This window comes from Streptomyces sp. R818 (genome assembly GCF_056172735.1).
In genome coordinates, this window is record NZ_JAOCNE010000006.1 from 1,069,208 (window position 1) to 1,087,415 (window position 18,208).

The following is an 18,208-nucleotide window of genomic DNA, read 5'->3' on the forward strand; positions in this document are numbered from 1 at the left end:
GAGCCCCGTGACCTAAGCGAGGGCGGGCCAGGTGGTCCCGGCCACCCCCACCGCGTCAGCGACCCGCAGCACCAAGTCGTCCCGGTGCCGAGCCGCCACCACCTGCATTCCAACGGGCAACCCCTGATCCAGCCCCACCGGGACGGTCATCGCCGGCTGTTGCGTCAGGTTGAACGGATACGTGAACGGCGTCCACCCGGTCCAGCGCCGCAGGCCACTGCCGCGCGGCACCTCCACCCCCGCCTCGAACGCGGTCAGCGGCAACGTCGGCGTGAGCAGCACGTCGTACGTGGAGTGGAACAGGCCCATCCGCCGCCCGAGCGCCATCCGCGTGTCGACGGCGGCCAGATAGTCGAGCGCGCTGTAGCGGGCCCCGAGGGCGCAGATCTCCCGGAGCCCGGGGTCCATCAACTCCCGCTGCGCGGCGGACAAGCGGGACACGTTGCGCGCCGCCCCGCTGAACCACAGCACGTGGAACGCGGCGACGGGATCGGTGAAGTCCGGGTCGACCTCCTCCACGTACGCCCCGAGCCCGGCGAGCCGCGTCACCGCCTCGCGGACTTGCGCGGCGACGCCGGGCCGCACCGCCACCTGCCCGCCGAGCGACGGCGAGTACGCGACGCGCAGGCCACGCACCCCGCCCCGCAGCGCGTCGCGGAGGCTGCCGGGGGCGGGCGCCGAGGCCGACCAGTCGCGTACGTCGGGGCCGGAGATCACGTCCGTCATCAGCGCCGCGTCGGCCGCGCTCCGCGTCATCGGGCCGACGTGCGCGAGTGTGCCGAACGCGGAGGACGGGTACGCCGGGACCCGCCCGTACGTCGGCTTCAGGGCGAAGATCCCGCAGAACGCGGCCGGGATGCGGACCGAGCCGCCGCCGTCCGTGCCGAGCGACAGCGGCCCCGCGCCGACCGCGACGGCCGCCGCGCTGCCGCCACTCGACCCGCCGGCGGTGCGCGAGGTGTCGTACGGGTTGCGGGTGATGCCGGTGAGGGGGGAGTCGGTGACGCCCTTCCAGCCGAACTCGGGGGTCGTCGTGCGGCCGACGAAGACGGCGCCGTGCTCGCGCAGCCGCGCGACGGCGGGTGCGTCCTCGTCCCAACTCCCGTCCGCCCGCACGGTCTTCGAACCGCGCAAGTTCGGCACGCCGCGCTGCAGCAGGAGGTCCTTGACCGTCACCGGCACGCCGTCGACCAGGCCCTGCGGCTCACCGCGCCGCCAGCGCCGCGTGCTCGCCTCCGCCGCGGCGAGCGCGCCCTCCGCGTCGACGCGCACGAACGCGTTCAGCGCGGGCTGCGTCTCCTCGATGCGGGCGAGGACCGCCCGGGTGGCGTCGACGGGGCTGAACTCCCCCTTGCGGTAACCGTCGAGCAGATCCTGCGCCGTCAGTCGGGTGAGCTCGCTCGTCATCCGCCCCTCCAGGTCCTTCAGTTCCCGGGGACATACCCACGTTTCTTGTCGACTACATTCGTCAGCGCCCGGCCGGACTCCCAGCGCCCGTACAACTCGACGAACTGCCGCCCCAGTTCGTCCCGCCAGCCGACCGTGTCCCCGCTCATGTGCGGCGAGACGATCAACCCGGGGGCCGTCCACAGCGGGCTGTCCGCGGCCAGCGGCTCGTGCTCGAAGACGTCCAGGGCCGCGCCCGCGATCCACCGGTTGTGCAGGGCGTCCACCAGGTCGGACTCCACGACCAGCGGACCACGTCCCACGTTGATGAACCGCGCGGCGGGTTGCATCACCCCGAACCTGCGGGCGTCGAACATCCCCCGTGTCTCCTCGGTCAGCGGCGCCGCGCACACCACCCAGTCGGCGCGGGCGAGCAGCCGGTCGAGGTCGGCGGGGCCGTGGACCCCGGCCCGCGCCCGCCGCCCGACCAGCGCCGTGATGATCCCGAGCGCCTTGAGCCGGGCGGTGATCGCGTGCCCGATGGGGCCCGAGCCGACGACGCAGGCGCGCGTACCGGCGATGCGCTGCGTGTCCCGGTGCCGCCACTCGCCCGCCGCCTGGAGCGCGAGCGTGCGGGGCAGGTCCTTGCCCATCGCGAGGACGAGCGCGGCGACGTACTCGGCGATCGGCCCGTCGAAGATGCCCCGCGCGTTGGTCAGCACGGCGTCGGAGTCGACGAGTCCGGGGAACATCAGCCGGTCCACGCCCGCGCTCGCGGCGTGCACCCAGCGCGGGCGCGGCCCCGTGGCGGGCCATGCCTCGTGTACGGCGTCGGACGTGAAGTTCCACACCAGCAGGACGTCGGCCTCGGGGAGCAGGGCGCGGAGCCCGGCCGCGTCGGAGGCGTGCAGCACGCGGGCCCGTCCGGTCAACGCGCCGAGCCGGGGCGGGGGTTCACCGGGAGCGGCGTCCAGAACGAGCACGGCGGGCCGCTCACCCCCCGCCCCATCGACACCCGGTACAGCGACGAAATCGTTCCGCAACGCAGCTCTGCTTTCCTTGACATGGGCGGATTGACCACGCTGGCACCTGAACCTACCTTCGTCAACGGAGGACCTGCGTCGGCGCGTTCCTCCTCTCCCACCCGTTCCCCGCTGTCCCGACGTCCCCGGCGACGGACCGCCGGTTCAGGCGCCGCATCGGCACTCGGCACCTCCGCATCCCTGCACCACGGCACCATCCCGTCAGCTGAACTTGGGGCATGCTCTATGGACGTTGCTTTCCTGGGAGGACCGCGGCCGCAGCGCGGCCTCGGTGTCGTCGCACCGTTCGACTTCGCGCTCGACCGTGAGCTGTGGCGCTGGGTGCCCGACGAGATCTCCCTCCATCTCACCCGCACCCCGTTCGTCCCGGTGGAGGTGAGTCTCGACCTCGCCAGGATCGTCAGCGAGCACGAGACGCTCGACGAGGCGGTCCGGGCGCTCGGCGCGGTCGAGCCCGAGGTCCTCGCGTACGCCTGCACCTCGGGCAGTTTCGTCGGCGGCCTCGCGGGCGAACACGCGATGTGCGAGGCGATGCGCCGCTCCGGGGACCGGCCGAGCGTCACCACGTCGGGCGCGCTCCTGGAGGCCCTCGCGGAACTCGACGCGCGCCGCGTCGCACTCGTCACCCCCTACACCCGGTCCGTCACCGAGTCCCTCGCGTAGTTCCTCGCGGAGGCGGGCGTGGCCGTCACCGGGACGGCGTTCCTCGGCCTGACCCGGCGGATCTGGAAGGTGCCGTACCGGGACGTGGCGCGGATGGCCCGCGACGCGGCGGGCACCACGGCGGACGTGCTCTTCATCAGCTGCACGAACCTGCCCACGTACGACGTCATCCCGCAGCTGGAGGCGGAGCTGCGGATCCCGGTGATCTCGGCCAACCAGGTCACGATGTGGGCAGCCCTGCGCCGGCTGGGTACGCGAGCGGTGGGGCCGTACCAGGCGCTGCTCGACCCGGCGGCGCGACGCCAATGGCCCCTGCCGGACCTGCCGGAGGGCGGCCTCCGGCCCGGACACGGCGCCCCGGAACTCCCGGAGGGCCAGGAAGGGTGGGCATAGGACATGACAGCGCTCGGACTTCTCTACCCAGGGCACTCGGCCGAGGACGACTTCCCGCGCATCGAGATGCTGATCGACAGTGACATCCGGCTGCCCGTCGTCCACACGGACATCGGCGAGGACGCGCACCGCCTCGACGCGCTCCTGGAGATGGGCGCGGCGGACCGGCTCGCGGCGGGCGTCGAGGAGCTCCGGCTCGCGGGCGCGGAGGCGGTGGTCTGGGCGTGCACGTCCGGCAGCTTCGTCCTCGGCTGGGAGGGCGCGCAAGAGCAGGTCAGAACGCTGGCCGTGGCCGCGGGGCTGCCCGCGTCCAGCACCTCCTTCGCCTTCGCGCACGCGCTGGGCGAGCTGGGGGCGCGCCGGGTGGCGGTCGCGGCGACGTACCCGGCGGACGTGGCCGAGCACTTCGCCGCGTTCCTGAAGGCGGCGGGCGCCGACGTGGTCTCCGTGCGCGGCAGCGGCGTCCTCACGGCCGCGGAGGTCGGCACGTGGGGCTGGGACGAGACCCTGGCCATGGCCCGCGCGGGCGACCACCCGGACGCGGACGCGGTGCTCCTGCCGGACACGGCCCTGCACACGGCGGCGCACGTCCGTGACCTGGAGCGGGAACTGGCCAAGCCGGTCCTCACCGCCAACCAGGTCACCGTCTGGGAGGCCCTGCGCCTGGTCGACCGCCGCGTCAACGCGCCGGAGCTGGGCGCGCTGTTCACGAAGGAGCCGGTGGTGCAGGTGTAGGCCGGGCGGCCGGGGCGGTCGGGAATGCAGGCGGTCGGGAATACAAGTGGAGCCCGCCTCCGTTAAGTCGGGGTCAGCCAGAATCACGTTTGCAGGAGGACCCCGTGCCGGCCAACCACGACGAGATCCGGGGCGCAGCCCTTGGCACCGCCCCGACCCCTCTCTCCGTGCTGGACCTGGTCACCGTGGGCGCCGGCCGCACCGCCACGCAGGCGCTGCGCACCGGCGTCGACATCGCCAAGCTCGCCGAGAGCCGCGGCTACCACCGGTACTGGGTCGCCGAGCACCACTCGATGCCCGGCGTCGCCTCGTCCTCGCCGGCCGTGATCCTGGCCCACCTCGCCGCCCACACCGACCGCATCCGGCTCGGCTCCGGCGGCGTCATGCTGCCCAACCACGCCCCGCTGGTCATCGCGGAGCAGTTCGGCACCCTTGAGGCGATGGCCCCGGGCCGCGTCGACCTCGGCCTCGGCCGCGCCCCCGGCACCGACGGCGCCACCGCCGCCGCCCTGCGCCGCACCGACCGCCTCAACGAGGGCGCGGACGACTTCCCGCAGCAGCTCGCCGAGCTGACCCGGTTCCTCGACGACGACTTCCCCGACGGCCACCCGTACTCCCGCATCCACGCGGTCCCGGGCCCCGTCCAGGCCACGTCGCCCGGCGGTGTCCAGGACCCGCACCGCCCGCCGCTGTGGCTGCTCGGCTCCTCCGGCTTCAGCGCCCGCCTCGCCGGTGTCCTCGGACTGCCGTTCGCCTTCGCGCACCACTTCTCCGCGCAGAACACGATCCCGGCGCTCGACCTGTACCGCGAGTCCTTCCAGCCCTCCGCCGTCCTCGACAAGCCGTACGCCCTGATCGGCGTCTCCGCGCTCGCAACCGACGACGACGGCACCGAGGCCCGCCGCCAGGTCCTCGCCGCCGCGCTCAACATGGTCCGCCTGCGCACCGGCCGCCCCGGCCTGGTCCCGACGCCGGAGGAGGCGGAGGCGTACCCGTTCAACGAGATGGAGCAGGACTTCATCCGCTCCTGGAACTCCAACGTCATCCACGGCACCGCCGACGAGGTCCGCACCGGCCTCGACGACCTCCAGAAGCGCACGGGCGCCGACGAGCTGATGCTCACGGCCAACGCCCACAGCGGCGAGATCCGTCTCCGCTCCTACGAGCTGATCGCGGACGCGTACGGGCTGCCGGGGGCCTGACCCGGACGGGCCGGGGGGGCGGTCGCGGGGTGGACCGGGGCGCGGTGGTCGTGCGACGCCCGGTACCCGCCCGCTACCGCCGCTCCACGAGCAGCTCCGAGATCCGCTCCGCCGCGACCGGCCGCGAGTACAGATACCCCTGCCCGGTGTCGCACCCGATGCGCCGCAGCCGGTCCGCCTGGTCGAGCGTCTCCACGCACTCGGCGGTGACGGTGAGGCCGAGCCGGTGCGCGAGCTGCACCATGGCCTCCACGATGACGGCGTCGGCCGGTTCCGTCGGGGTGCTCGCCCCGTCCTCGAAGCCGCGCACGAAGGCACCGTCCAGCTTCAGCACCGAGACGGGGAGCCTGGAGAGGTAGGCGAGGTTGGAGTACCCGGTGCCGAAATCGTCGATGGCGATGCGGACGCCCATGTCGCTGAGGTCCTGCAGCGCCCGCAGGGGCCGCCCGGTGGAGCCCATGACGGCGGACTCGGTGAGTTCGAGCTGGAGGAGTTCGGCGGGCAGCCCGGTCTCGGCGAGGATCCGGGCGACGTCGGCCACGAGGTCCGAGTCCCACACCTGCCGCACCGCCACATTGACGCTGACGAACACGGGCGGCACGTCGGGATGCGCGAGCTGCCAGGCCCGCGCCTGACGGCAGGCCGTCTCCAGGACCCACCGCCCGAGCTGCACGATGGACCCGTCCTCCTCGGCCAGTGCGATGAACCGATTCGGCGTCAGCAGGCCGAACTCCGGATGCCGCCAGCGCACCAGCGCCTCGACGCCCCGCAGGCCGCCGTCCTCCAGGCGCACCAGCGGCTGGTACGCGAGGACGAACTCCTCCCGCTCGACCGCGGGGCGCAGCCCGGACGACAGGGCCTGCCGGGTCACACGGCGGGCGTTGCGCTCCGGGTCGAACAGCGTCCAGCGCGCCTTCCCGTCGGCCTTCGCCCAGTACAGCGTGGTGTCCGCGGCCTGCATGAGCCCCATCGGGCTGGTGTCCGCGACGTCCCGTTCGACGACGCCGATCGAGGCCGAGACCGAGAGCAGCTGCCCCGACAGGTAGAAGGGTTCGCGCAGCGCCTCCAGGACCGTCTCCGCGAGGTCCGCCAGCTGCTCCGTACCGGTCGAGTCCTCCATGAGCAGGGCGAACTCGTCGCCGCCGAGCCGGGCCACCAGCGGGGCGCCGGTGGCGTGCCGGGCCAGGTCGGCGCAGTGGGTCAGCCGCTCGGCGACGGCGGCGAGCAGCCGGTCCCCGACGTGGTGGCCGAGCGTGTCGTTGACCGCCTTGAACCCGTCGAGATCGAGGTAGCACAGGCCGACCCGGCCGGTCGCGCCCGTGCCCTCGTACGCCCCCGCCTCCAGGGCGCCGGTGAGGCGCTCGAAGAACAGGGCGCGGTTGGGCAGCCGGGTCACGGGGTCGTGCGTCTGGAGGTGGCGCAGTCCGGCCTGGAGGTCGCGGTGGGCACTGATGTCGTTGAGGGAGAGGAGCACGACGTCCGCGCCGGGCACGGGCGACACCGTGATCCGCACCCATACGGAGTGGCCCGCGGCGTGCTTGAGGCGCCGGGTGCGGCCGAGCGGGGCCTGCCTGCCGCGCAGCACCTCGCGGTAGGCGTCCTGGGTGCGGGGGTCGGAGCCGAGGTCGAGCAGGTCGGCGGCGACCCGGCCGACGAGCGGCTCGGCGGACTCGCCGTGCAGCAGGGCGCGGGCGGCGGCGTTGGCACCGACGATCACACCGTCGCGGCCGACGAGCAGCATCGGCTGGGGCGCGGCGAGGAAGGCGGCGCCGTGGACGGGCCTCGGCCGGCACTCACGTACGCGCTCACTCTCCGTGATGAACTCCGTGATGAACTCGGGGCGGGGGTCGGGTGCGGACACCTCCGCCGCGGTCGTGGGCCCTTCGGGCTGTGCGCTCACCGCTTCGCTCCCCGTGGTGCGTCGGCCGGTCGCGTGGTGCTGGTGCGGCCGGGGTCCCGGCAGGAAAGTGTGCCGATCATAGAGGCCGGTCGGACGGGCTATCCAGCCTTGTCCTCGGGCGAACCCGGCGGCGGGCGCCGCGAACCGCCCTGCCAGATCGTTTCTGCCCGCCCCTTTACGGGCTTCTGCCGCAGCTCGACCGAGTGTGACGGCCTGTGATCGCCCGGGGTGTCGCGCCTCACTCGTCCGGGCCAGATAAACAAGGCGAAACGCAACAAACACCAACACTCTGGGTGGGGTGTCTCACTTTCCCTTCCCGGAGGTCGACTTGGAGCGCCCGCAGCCACCCGCGGGAGTGGACAGGGCCCGTCTGCGCGCCGTCGCGGCGGCCCTGACCGCACTCGCCGCCCTCGCCGCCACGGGGCTGGTCGCGGGCCCGGCCGCCGCCTCCCCCCGCGACGACCCGTGCGCCCTGGAACGGACCGCGGTCCATCACTCCGAAGGCCTCGACACCTGGAACGCGGACTATCCGCGGCCCAGGCAGAGCCTGAACGCGGTGATGGTCTTCCTGTCCTTCCCGGACGCGGAGCCGCTGACCACGCCCGAGCAGCTCACGTCGGACTACTTCCCGGCCACGAGCCAGTTCTACGAGCGGGCCTCGTACGGCAAGTTCTCGCTCGTGCCGCATCCGCAGCGCGCATGGCTGAAGATGCCGCGGGCCTCGACCTCGTACCGGATACAGCGGGACTGGGCGCCCGCGGACCGCAGCGCGTATTTGCGGGACGCGCTCCAGGCGGCGGACGCCTCCACCGACTTCGGCAAGTACGACATCGTCTACTTCGTCGCCGACCCGGACGCGCCCGGGGTCGACTCCGACGCCACCAAGGTCGTCAACTTCGACCGTCCGATGCGGGCCGACGACACCGATATCCGGCGCGTCGTCACCGTCTTCGAGCAGCACCCGCCGGACCGCAACGTCCTCGCGCACGAGACCGGGCACGTCTTCGACCTGCCGGACCTCTATCACCGGCCGTCCGACGGCAAGGGCGACTGGGACACGTACGTGGGGGACTGGGACGTCATGGGCAGCCAGTTCGGGCTCGCCCCCGACCTCTTCGGCTGGCACAAGTGGAAACTCGGCTGGCTGGAGCCGGGGCAGGTGTCCTGCGTCACCCGTACGGGCGTCACCCGGCTGACCCTGGAACCGCTCGGCACGGCGCCGCGCTCGACGGTTCCGGGGGCGGCCGGGGCCCCGTTCGGGGCGGGTGGCGGGACGAAGCTGGCGGTCGTCCGCACCGGGCGGTCCAGCGCCGTCGCCCTGGAGGCGCGCGGCGCGGCCGGCAACGACAGCACCACCTGCAACCAGGGCGTCCTGATCTACCGCATCAACGGCGACTCGGCCTCCGGCGCGGGCCCCGTCCAGGTCCTCGACACCCACCCCACGACGTCGTCCTGCCACGGCGACTCGGTCTACCCGCCGCTGGCGGACGCCCCGCTGGCGGTGGGCGAGAGCTATACGGTCCCCGGCGAGAACCTCAGAATCGAGGCGGAGAACCGCACGGAGTCGGGGGCGTGGACGGTGAAGGTGACGACGAGCTGACCTGCCCGCGCGCCCACGCAAGAAGCCCCTCGCTTCCGCGAGGGGCTTCTCACCGTCTGTGCGCCGCCAGGGACTCGAACCCCGGACCCGCTGATTAAGAGTCAGCTGCTCTAACCAACTGAGCTAGCGGCGCCTGCTGACGTCGTAGACCTTAGCATCCTGATCGGCGGCAGGAAAAATCGATATGCGGACGGCGGCGTGCGCGCCGGTGCGGGCGGCTCGGACGCAGGCCCACAGGAGGACCTCGGGGCCGGGGAGCCAGGGGTGGCGGGTGTCCGGGGCGACGACCCAGCGGGACTCGGGGCGGGGGTCGCGGGGCGACGTGGGCGCGGGGACGGTGACCGCGTCGCCGGTGCCGTGGCAGAGCAGGGGCGGCACGGCGGGGCCCCACTCCTCCCAGCGCAGGAGCGACGGCAGGCGCTGCGCCGTGCCCGGCGCCGTGAACAGGAGCATCCGGCCGCGATGCGTGGCGACGGGGCCGGATCCCGGTCCCTCGTCCCAGAGGCGGTCTAACATCCGCCGCCCGAAGATCGCGGGGACGTTCACCACGTCGAAGACGGACCCGCAGGGCAGCACGACGGGCGCGCTGGGCCGGGACCGCCAGTGGGAGAGCGTGGAGCGCGGATACGTTCCTGCGGAGGCGAGCCATGCGGCGCCCTCCGGAGTGACGCCGGTGACGTCGGAGACGAGGGGGCTGTCGGAACCGTCGCGGGGGGTGCCGGGGACAGGGGCGAAGTGCGGGTGCGCGGTGTTCATGTGCACCACCTCTACCGGGGGTGAGGAAGCGGCTCCGCAGAGTTGCCGAAACTCGGGACAGGGGAGGGGTATGCGGGGTATCTTGCCCGCCTGGCATATGCCAAGCGTTCCGTCATCGCGCGCGGCCCGGCCCGCGACCGCGCCTCAGGGCGCCTGTTCCGAGCCGCTGCGCAGCAGGTCGCGTCCGAACTCGACCATCTTCTTCGCGTAGTCCTCGGTCCAGCCCCCGCGCTCGGCGATGTCGGCCGTCGTCAGCCGGTCGAAGCGGCGCGGATCGGCGAGCTGCGCCGCCGCGACGGCCTGGAACTCCACGGACCGGTCGGTCGCCGCGCGGAACGCGAGCGTCAGCTCGGTCGCGCGGGCGAGCAGTTCACGCGGGTCCTCGATGGACTCCAGGTCGAAGAAGTGCTCGGGGTCCCCGGCGGCCTCCGCGGGCTCGAAAATCAGCGGCACGGGCCGCAGCCGCGCTTGCGGGGTACGGGGCCGCTCGGGCTCCGCCATGGTGGTTCCTCCTTGTGCCGGTTGCGGCCCGCCTGTGCCCGGGCCGCCTTCCATTGTCCGACGCAGCGCAAGTGCGCCTCGTACGGACGGCCAAGAGCTACGGCGTCCAGGTCACCCGGTGCTCGGACAGCCGCGCCAGGACCGCGTGGTTCGCCTCCCACCCGTCGGGGAACTTCACGTCCACCCCGAGCTGCACGGGCTCGGTCGACGGATGCTCGTCGAGCAGCTCGGCGACCCCGGCCCGGCAGACGACGATGCAAGCGTGCCGGTGCCGCGACGCCAGCACGCAGAGCCGCCCCGTCTCCAGGTGGAACGCCGTCGCGTCGGGCCGCCCGGACAGCGGGTGCAGCACGACCGTCACGTCGTACTCCCGGCCCTGCAACCGGTTCGCCGTGTCCACCGTGACGTCCCGTACGCCCAGCTCACCGAGGGCCGCGCGGACCGCCGCCGCCTGGTCGCGGTGGGCGGTGCCGACGCAGATCCGGTCCGCGGTCAGCGGCGCGGTGTCGTCAGGACCCCGCTCGGAGCGCGTGACGCCGTCCCGGTCGAGGAGGCGCCGTACGACGAGCGCGACCGCCCGTACCGCCTCCGGATCGGTGCGCGGGGTGTGGGCGGCGGGCAGTTCGAGCAGGCCCCAGCCGGCCTCGGCCGCCTCGTCGATGACCCGGTCGGGCCCCGAACCGTCCGACGCCACGCCGAACCGCAGCTCCCGGTCGCCCTCGTCCGTTCCGCTGCGGAACGGCGTGAACGGGTAGAACGCGCTCGACACCAGCGGCGCCGCCGACGCGGGCAGCCGCCACGACACCGGAAGCCGGTGCTGCGGCAGATCGGGGTTGTGCGCGAGCAGCGTCGACACCGCCGAGGCCGACGGGTCGTACGACAGGCCCGCCCACTGCTCCGAGCCGACGATCGCGAAGGGGTCGAGCTGGCCCGGGTCGCCCACGAACAGCGCCCGTTCGAACAGCCCGGCCACGGCGAGCAGCGCGTCGGAGCGCATCTGGTACGCCTCGTCGACGATGGCGTGGCGCCACGGCCCGCCCGCGTCGGTGACCTTCACGTGCGCCCACTTCGCGGCGGTCGACAGGACCACCGGCAGCGGCGCGAGATCGCCCGCCTTCGTCGAGGTGCGGACGTTCGGCAGGTCGTCGAGCGCCTTGTCGTACGCGTCCGGGTCGCTGCTGTGCAGGCGGCCGACGGGCAGCTCGGGGTTCTTCTCGTGCAGGCGCAGGACGAGGTCGTCGACCTGGGCGTTCGTCTGGGCGACGACCATCAGCGGGCGGCCCGCCTCGGCCAGTTCGAGCGCGGCCCGCACCACCAGCGTCGACTTCCCGGCGCCGGGCGGCGAGTCCACGACGACCCCGCGGGCGTCGCCATGGAGCGTGTCGCGCAGGATCGCCTCGGTCGCGCGCGTGGCGGCGGCCGACGGGCTGAGCGACGTGGGGTCCAAAGGCGTCACGGTCACAGGATGTCCTCCGAGGTCACCGCGTCCGGCATCGGTGCGGTCACCTCGGCGCCGGGCGGGCCGCCGTGCGTCCACGGCGTCTCCTCCGGGTCCGGCAGCTTGGGCCCGCCGCGCTGCTCGTGTTCGAACAGCGTCCAGCACACCCGGTCGCCCTTCTCCGGCAGGGACCCTTCCTCCGGCTCCTTGCCGCGCCCCATCTTGTCGAGCACGCGCAGCACGACCGCGTCCCGCTCCTCGCCCTCGTACGCGACGAACTCGGCGGTCTGCGGCTTCCCGCCGAGCGAGCGGTAGACCTTGACGCGCTCGCCGAGGTGCGGCCGGTCGTCGGTGCGGACCGTGACCAGCGGGCGGGGCCGCTTCTTGTCGTTGTACGCCGCCACGACCTCGGTCACCTCGCCCGCGAACGCCTCCCCGGCGAGCCGCCGCCCCGCCATCACCAGCGGGTCGTCGAGCGCCTCCTGCGCGTCGAGCCTGGCCTGCTCGCGCTCGCGCGTGGCCAGCTTGTTCGCGGCCGTCACCGCGTCGTCGCGGCGCGGCTGCGGCGGCTCGCCCGCCGCGACGCGGTCGCGGTGCCCGGTGAACGACCAGCGGTCCCGCGTCCAGCGCTCCGCCGCGCGCGGCCCCTCGGGCAGCGTGCACAGCAGATCCAGGCCGCGCCACACGGCGTCCCAGGTGGGCCGGGTGCGGGACTCGACCAGGCGGTGGATCTCCCGCTCGGCGGCGGTCAGCTCGGCGAGCCGCCCGTCGGCCTCGACCGCGTCCTCGGTCGCCGCCAGGCGCGTACGGGCCCGGTCGTAGCGCTCGATCGCCGGTGCGAGCAGCTTGTTGTCGAAGGCGGGGTCCGTGGCGGGGCCCGCGGGCGGGCACAGGAGCTGGCCGTCCGGGCCCCGGTCCAGCTCGGCGCTGAGCGCCGCCTCGGCGCCCGAGCTGCCCTCGGGGGCGGTGATCCAGGCGAGCAGCGCGCCCAGGTGCTGGTCCTCCAGGCTGGACTGGCCCGTCGCCCAGTGCCGGGACAGCAGGTCGGTCATGGCGAGCAGCAGCGCGGAGCCGGGCACGCGCGCCCGCTCCCCGAAGTGCGTCAGCCAGCGGCCGAGCAGCGGCACGTGCGGTGGCGCCGGGTACGGGGTCTCCGGGTCCTGCTCGGCGGTGCGGCGGAACCGCATCGAGCGGCCGAGCAGCCGGACGAGGTCGATGCCCGCGCGGCTCGGCACGATCAGCTGCGGCGCGTCCGCGCACAGCTCGACCTCGACCTTGACCTTCTTCCCGGTCTCCGGGTCGGTCTCGCTCCGCTCGGCGGCCTCGACCTCGGCCGCGAACCCGTCCACGTACGGCAGGACCGTCTCGGCGAGCTGCGTCAGGAACGCGAAGCGCAGGTCACGATCGCGCGGCTGGGCCACGACGAGGAGGCGCGGCGAGGTCCGCTCGGTACCGACGAGAGCGCCGAGCGGCGCCCCGGTCTCACCGGCGGTCGTCAACGGAACGAGCACCAGGGGCTTCTGGGAGAGGTGCCGGTGGCGGACGGTGGCGATGGGCTGGGCGCGGCCTGAACTGGTGGCCTCCAGCCGGGCGAGGTGATTGATCAGGCTCACGAGGCGGTTCCCTTGCACGGCTGGGCGGTCGGCTGGGCCGGGGTGGCAGCGTCCGCGCCCGCCTGATGGGCCGACCGCGCCGGGGCTGCCCCCTCCGCCTCCGGGATGGTCACACTCACAGGGCCGCCCCCTCGAACGGCTTGGCCGCCCCCTTGCTCGACTCGGCGAGGTTCAGCGCCTCCGCCCGCAGGGTCGCCGCCCGGCGCAACGCCGCCACGGTCGGGTCGTCCGGGTCACCGGTCTCGCCGTGGGCCGCCGCGAGGACCGCGTCCACCGTGGTCAGGCCGCCCAGTTCGGCGCGGAGCGCGCGGCCGAGCGAGGTCACCGCGCCCTCCGCGCGGGAGCGGGAGCGGCAGTGGAACGCCAGCTCGCACGCGGCCAGGCACTCCGGCGCGTACGTGGCCGGCACCGACTCCACCGCGGCGGTCAGCTCGGCGGCGGGCCGGTCCGGGTCGAGGACGGTGCCGGGCGGCAACTGCGCCGCGATGTCCTCGATCCGCGTGAGGCGGCGCAGCTGGCGGCGCGTGACCGAGAGCTGTTTGCGGACGTCGACGGCGGAGGCGGCGGGGAGGTTGGAGAAGTCCTTGGGGCAGACCAGGACGGCCCGGTCCCGCACGCGGACGCCGCTGCCGGGCAGCCGGGCCGCGACCTCCTCCAGGGCAAGCACGTACACCGCCGACTGACGGGCCGCCGCGCCCACCTTCGCCGCGTCCGCGGCCCCGTCGATCATGGGGAAGGACTTGATCTCGACGACCGTCCAGGAACCGTCCGGGTGCACGACCACCGCGTCGGGTTCGAGGAAGGCGGGGCTGCCCGCCACGTCGAGCGCGAGCATCGGGTGGTCGAGGAACGTCCAGGTGCCCGGCGACTCCACCGCCTCCCGCAGCGCGAGCGCCGTCCGCGCGGTACGGCCCTCGGGCCCGATCGCGGACAGATCGGGGGCGCGGACGAGATCGGGGGTCGGCTCCGGCGCACCCCCGTCCACGCGCGCGTGGACGAGTCGCAGCAGCTGGGCGCCGCCGTCCGCCTTTACCCGCGCCTCGAAGACATTGCCGCGCGCCAGGGCGAACTGGGACTGCCCGAATCCGGAGGGGGCGCCGAGCGCGTCCGCGAGCGCGGCCTTGTCCACCCCGGCGCCGTCGAGCAGCGCACGTCTGTCGCACCCCGGGTTCGCCGCGAGCGCCGCCAGGGCGCGGGCGTCGAGCGGGCGCGGCTGATGGTCGGGGCCGCGCAGCTCAGCGAGCCGGTGCCGCAGCCCCGTCACCGGTGTCGTGCGCGGCGGCCTTGCGCTGTCGGGGTATTCGCTCACCCGCCGAAGTCTGGCACTCTCCACTGACAATCGAGGAACGAGTGGCGGAAGGGGCCGCGGAAGCGGACCGGACCCCGCTCGCGAGCACGGTGTCCACCCGGTCCCTGATCCGCGCCGCGAGCCGCATGACCGGCTTGCTGAGCAGCAGGCCCGCGCCCATCACGGCGGCACCGGCGAGCGCGTCGAAGAAGTAGTGGTTGGCCGTGCCCATGACGACGATCGTGGTGATCAGCGGATAGGCGACACCGGCGGCCTTCGCGTACGGGCTCCGGCCGTTGCGCCACAGCATGACGCCGCACCACAGCGCCCACCCGACGTGCAGGCTCGGCATCGCCGCGTACTGGTTCGTCATCCCGCCGAGCCCCTTGGGCGCGCTGGCCGCGCCGCCCCACCAGCCGTACGAGCTGTACTGCGCCATCGTGTCGACGAAACCGTGGCCCGCGCTCAGCAGCCGGGGCGGACACGTCGGCAGCAGCGTGAAACCGATCAGGCCGATCAGCGTCGACGTCATCAGCCAGGTCCTGGCCGCCCGGTACAGGTGCGCGCGGCTCCGGAAGAGCCAGATCAGGATGGCCGGGGTCACCACGTAGTGCAGCGAGGCGTACCAGAAGTCGGCGGGGACGCCGATCCAGGGCTCACGGGTGAAGAGACGGTTCAGCGGATGTTCGAGGTTGAGGCGGACCGCCTTCTCCGCCCGCAGGATCGCCAGACCGTGGTCGACCGCCGTGCCCACATCGCCCCGCGCGAGCAGCCGGCCCGCCGAGTACGCGCCGTACACGAGGAGGATCAGCGGCAGCTCGGTCCACCACCGGAGCCGGACATGGGGGGTCGCCTCCGTGCGTGGTGCGTGGTCGATCTGCGACATTCGGGCCGCTCCCCCTCTTCCTCGTCCGGCGGCCTCCGGCCACATTGCCCACCCTAAGGTGTACGAGGGGTGCCGCGTGGCTGACCCCTGACCCTCGTAGACGTCGAGATCAGCCACCGGGTTGCCCGAGGAGCGGTCCCCAATCCGGTTACGCGATGATGGACGGGGCAGCGCCGCCTCTTCGTCCCTTGTTCACCCCGTACGTCCTGTGGCTCCGTCGCCCCGGCCGCCCCGTGGCGCGCACGCTCGTACGCAGGCAGTCGTGAAAGGTCCCCCGCATGGCACCGCGCATTCTGTTGGCCCGGCACGGACAGACCGAGTGGTCCCTGTCCGGACGGCACACGGGCAGGACGGACATTCCGCTTCTCGACGAGGGGCGGCGCGGCGCCAAGCTTCTCGGCGAGCGGCTGCACGGTTCGCCCTACGACGGTCTGCCCGGCGCCGAGGTCCGCACGTCTCCGCTCGTGCGCGCCAGTGAAACCTGTGAACTCGCCGGGTTCGGGGAGCGGGCCACCGCGTGGGACGCCCTGATGGAGTTCGACTACGGCGCCTACGAGGGCCTCACGCCCGCCCAGATCCAGGAGCGGCGCCCCGGCTGGTTCATCTGGCGCGACGGTGTCCCCGACGGCGAGACACTCGACCAGGTCACCGCGCGCGCGGACGAAGTCGTGGCCTGGGCGCGCTCGGCCGACCGCGACGTTCTGCTCTTCGCGCACGGGCACATGCTGCGGGTCATCGCGGCGCGGTGGCTGGGTATGCCGGTGGATTTCGCGGCGCGCATCCGGCTGAACCCGACGTCGCTGTCGGAGCTGGGGTGGGCGTACGGGGAGCCGGCCCTGGTCGCCTGGAACGAAACGGGCCACCTGGCGGTGAGCTGACCGGACCCACCTCCGCGCTGCCCTCCGGGCGGTCGTCGGCCACACGTCCCGCCGCGGTGGCTGGTCGCGCAGTTCCCCGCGCCCCTGGGGTGCGCACTGCGTGCGGCACCCCTCCCGGTTCCCGGGGCGCGCCTCTCGTCGTGGTTGCTCGCGCAGTTCCCCGCGCCCCTGGGCATGCGGCTGCGCCGCGATGCCCTCCGGGCGGTTGTCCGCCATACGTCCCGCCGCGGTGGCTGGTCGCGCAGTTCCCCGCGCCCCTGGGGCATGCGGCTACGCCGCAGCCCCATAGGGCGGGCTCGCCGAGGTCGGGTTACGCGCGCCTACCTGAGATGGCGCACGAAGTGCGCATCTCAGGGGCGCGGGGAACTGCGCGAGCAACCACGACGGTGCGGCAGTCGACGACGTACCTAGGGGCGCGGGGAACTGCGCGAGCAACCACGGCGGCGCGGCGTCGGACAGTTACCGTCGGGACGTCGCGTGTTGTTCCAGGAAGCCTGAGACGCCGCCCGAGCGCCGATGGGGCAGAAGGACGCGCGCCGTCGCGCCCAGCATCGCCTCGATACGGGACGACCGGACGTCCCGGAGCAGCTCCAACGCCCGCGAACCCTCGGACGAGGCCTCGTCGGGGCGGCCCGCCCGCGCCAGGTCGTCGGCGAGTTCGGCGGTGTAGAGGGCGATGTTGCGGGTGAAGTGCGGGTCCTGGAGGGCGACGGCGCGGCGCGCGTGCCGGGCGGCCCGCTGCCAGGCGCCCAGCGCGGACCAGCACTGGGCTTCCAGGCCCTCGAGCTCGGCCTCGCCGTAGAAGGTCATCCAGTCCGGGTCGGCCGCGCAGGAGCCGCGCGCGAAGAGGGCCTGCGCCTGGGCCAGTGACCGCTCGCAGGTGGCGCGGTCGCCGAGCCCGGCCCAGCCGCCCGCCTCGCGCAGCGCGAGCAGCGAGAGCAGCCGCGGCGACCCGAGCGGCGCAGCCACCCGCATCGCCGCCTGCGCCGCCCGTACGGCCTCGCGGGGGCGCCCGGCGTCGCGGGCGAGGAACGCGGTGTTGCAGAAGGCGTGCGCCTCAAGGGCCTCGTCCCCGGTCATCCGCGCCGTGGCGAGCGCCTCCGCGTAATGGGAGCGCGCGTCGTCGAAGCGGCCGGAGTCGTGGGCGAGCCAGCCGACGGAGATCGCCAGCTCACCGGCCCCGGCCTGGAGCCGGTCGGCGACATCACGCTGCGCGGTGCCCGCGTCGAGCAGTTCGAACGCGGTCCGCAGCGGCTCCGCGGCCCGCCGGTAGAGCCCGTCGGCGCCGTGCCGGTCGTCGTGGAGCCGGATCCGCAGGATCGCGTCCTCCACGGCGCGGGCGCCGGTGCGCGCGGAGTGCCGGTCGAAGGGGGCGTCCCCGGGTACGGCGTCGGGTGGCGCGGCGAAGGCCTGGGCGCCGAACGGGGACAGGGTGGTGACGGCGACCGTGGCCGTCGAGCCGGTCATGCCGGCCATGAATGCGCGACGCCGCACGTCGCTCTCCTCGTGGTGCGTGTGCTCAGGAACTTCGGGGCTTGCGCCGGCGCGGGGGCTCCCGGCGTCCGGGCGCGCGCTCCGGCCCCGTACCGAGGCGCGGGGCGCGAACCCCAGATCCGTGAGCGAGCGGCCGGGGAACATGTGCAGGAACACCCGCTCGTACGCGTAGTTGGGGCAGCGGATGGCGCCGGACTCGACACGGCCGATGTAGCGCGCGTCGCAGCTGACGCACTCGCCGATGTCGCGGGCGGCGCGCCGCACGGCGGCCGCGAACTCGCCCGGTGAACGCCGTCCGCGCAACCGCCGGAAGGCGACGTTCGGCCGCGGGGAGCGCGGCGCCGGGGCGTCCGGGAACAACGGAGACGACGTCATGGGCGGGTCCTCCCGTGCGAACCGTGCCGGACACCGGAGAGGACGGGGACCCCGGGT

At 74.0% G+C, this 18,208-nt stretch carries 14 protein-coding genes, 1 tRNA gene and 1 pseudogene; 5 read left to right on the forward strand and 11 right to left on the reverse strand.

Annotation, left to right across the window (positions count from 1 at the left end; translation table 11 throughout):
- Positions 1-12 precede the first annotated feature (12 nt).
- A complete protein-coding gene (locus N5I75_RS21325) occupies positions 13-1,407 on the reverse strand; it encodes an amidase (protein ID WP_476679473.1) in 1,395 nt (464 codons plus the stop codon).
- Between the two features lie 17 nt (positions 1,408-1,424).
- On the reverse strand, positions 1,425-2,369 hold the full coding sequence (locus N5I75_RS21330; RefSeq protein ID WP_476679474.1) for a D-2-hydroxyacid dehydrogenase: 945 nt from the start codon (positions 2,367-2,369) through the stop codon (positions 1,425-1,427).
- Positions 2,370-2,654: 285 nt separating this feature from the next.
- On the opposite strand from N5I75_RS21330, the pseudogene N5I75_RS21335 reads away from it, so the two are divergent.
- The 3 genes and pseudogenes from N5I75_RS21335 to N5I75_RS21345 all read left to right on the forward strand — a co-directional run bounded on the left by N5I75_RS21335 (position 2,655) and on the right by N5I75_RS21345 (position 5,422).
- A pseudogene (locus N5I75_RS21335) lies at positions 2,655-3,485 on the forward strand (maleate cis-trans isomerase family protein).
- 3 nt (positions 3,486-3,488) lie between these two features.
- Positions 3,489-4,220, forward strand: coding sequence for a maleate cis-trans isomerase family protein (locus N5I75_RS21340; RefSeq protein ID WP_476679475.1), 732 nt, complete (start codon positions 3,489-3,491; stop codon positions 4,218-4,220).
- 104 nt (positions 4,221-4,324) lie between these two features.
- Positions 4,325-5,422, forward strand: coding sequence for an LLM class flavin-dependent oxidoreductase (locus N5I75_RS21345; protein ID WP_476679476.1), 1,098 nt, complete (start codon positions 4,325-4,327; stop codon positions 5,420-5,422).
- A 73-nt stretch (positions 5,423-5,495) separates the two neighbouring features.
- Here the strand turns inward: N5I75_RS21345 and N5I75_RS21350 are convergent, their stop codons facing one another.
- Entirely contained in the window at positions 5,496-7,241 is a 1,746-nt protein-coding gene (locus N5I75_RS21350; protein WP_476679575.1) for a putative bifunctional diguanylate cyclase/phosphodiesterase, read from the reverse strand.
- A gap of 379 nt (positions 7,242-7,620) precedes the next feature.
- On the opposite strand from N5I75_RS21350, the gene N5I75_RS21355 reads away from it, so the two are divergent.
- Positions 7,621-8,922, forward strand: coding sequence for a M6 family metalloprotease domain-containing protein (locus tag N5I75_RS21355; RefSeq protein ID WP_476679477.1), 1,302 nt, complete (start codon positions 7,621-7,623; stop codon positions 8,920-8,922).
- Positions 8,923-8,981: 59 nt separating this feature from the next.
- Here N5I75_RS21355 and N5I75_RS21360 read toward each other — a convergent pair.
- The 7 genes from N5I75_RS21360 to N5I75_RS21390 all read right to left on the reverse strand — a co-directional run bounded on the left by N5I75_RS21360 (position 8,982) and on the right by N5I75_RS21390 (position 15,404).
- Positions 8,982-9,055 (reverse strand) — tRNA-Lys (locus N5I75_RS21360).
- Positions 9,046-9,678 carry a bifunctional DNA primase/polymerase gene (locus N5I75_RS21365; protein WP_476679478.1) on the reverse strand — a complete coding sequence of 211 codons (633 nt, stop codon included), beginning with the start codon at positions 9,676-9,678 and terminating at the stop codon, positions 9,046-9,048. The genes N5I75_RS21360 and N5I75_RS21365 overlap by 10 nt, the downstream gene beginning before the upstream one ends.
- A gap of 144 nt (positions 9,679-9,822) precedes the next feature.
- The gene (locus N5I75_RS21370) at positions 9,823-10,179 is read right to left on the reverse strand and encodes a hypothetical protein (RefSeq protein WP_476679479.1); all 357 of its coding nucleotides are present in this window, start codon (positions 10,177-10,179) and stop codon (positions 9,823-9,825) included.
- A 97-nt stretch (positions 10,180-10,276) separates the two neighbouring features.
- The gene (locus tag N5I75_RS21375) at positions 10,277-11,635 is read right to left on the reverse strand and encodes an AAA domain-containing protein (RefSeq protein WP_476679480.1); all 1,359 of its coding nucleotides are present in this window, start codon (positions 11,633-11,635) and stop codon (positions 10,277-10,279) included.
- Positions 11,636-11,637: 2 nt separating this feature from the next.
- Positions 11,638-13,230, reverse strand: a complete 1,593-nt coding sequence (locus N5I75_RS21380) for a hypothetical protein (protein ID WP_476679481.1) — start codon at positions 13,228-13,230, stop codon at positions 11,638-11,640.
- A gap of 115 nt (positions 13,231-13,345) precedes the next feature.
- Positions 13,346-14,539 (reverse strand): hypothetical protein, encoded by a 1,194-nt coding sequence (locus N5I75_RS21385; protein WP_476679482.1) that lies wholly within the window; start codon positions 14,537-14,539, stop codon positions 13,346-13,348.
- Positions 14,466-15,404, reverse strand: a complete 939-nt coding sequence (locus N5I75_RS21390) for a phosphatase PAP2 family protein (RefSeq protein ID WP_476679483.1) — start codon at positions 15,402-15,404, stop codon at positions 14,466-14,468. Before N5I75_RS21390 ends, N5I75_RS21385 begins: the two co-directional genes overlap by 74 nt.
- A 278-nt stretch (positions 15,405-15,682) precedes the next feature.
- On the opposite strand from N5I75_RS21390, the gene N5I75_RS21395 reads away from it, so the two are divergent.
- Positions 15,683-16,282 carry a histidine phosphatase family protein gene (locus N5I75_RS21395; RefSeq protein ID WP_476679484.1) on the forward strand — a complete coding sequence of 200 codons (600 nt, stop codon included), beginning with the start codon at positions 15,683-15,685 and terminating at the stop codon, positions 16,280-16,282.
- Positions 16,283-16,741: 459 nt separating this feature from the next.
- Here N5I75_RS21395 and N5I75_RS21400 read toward each other — a convergent pair whose 3' ends face one another.
- The gene (locus N5I75_RS21400) at positions 16,742-18,151 is read right to left on the reverse strand and encodes a tetratricopeptide repeat protein (RefSeq protein ID WP_476679485.1); all 1,410 of its coding nucleotides are present in this window, start codon (positions 18,149-18,151) and stop codon (positions 16,742-16,744) included.
- Between the last annotated feature and the right edge of the window lie 57 nt (positions 18,152-18,208).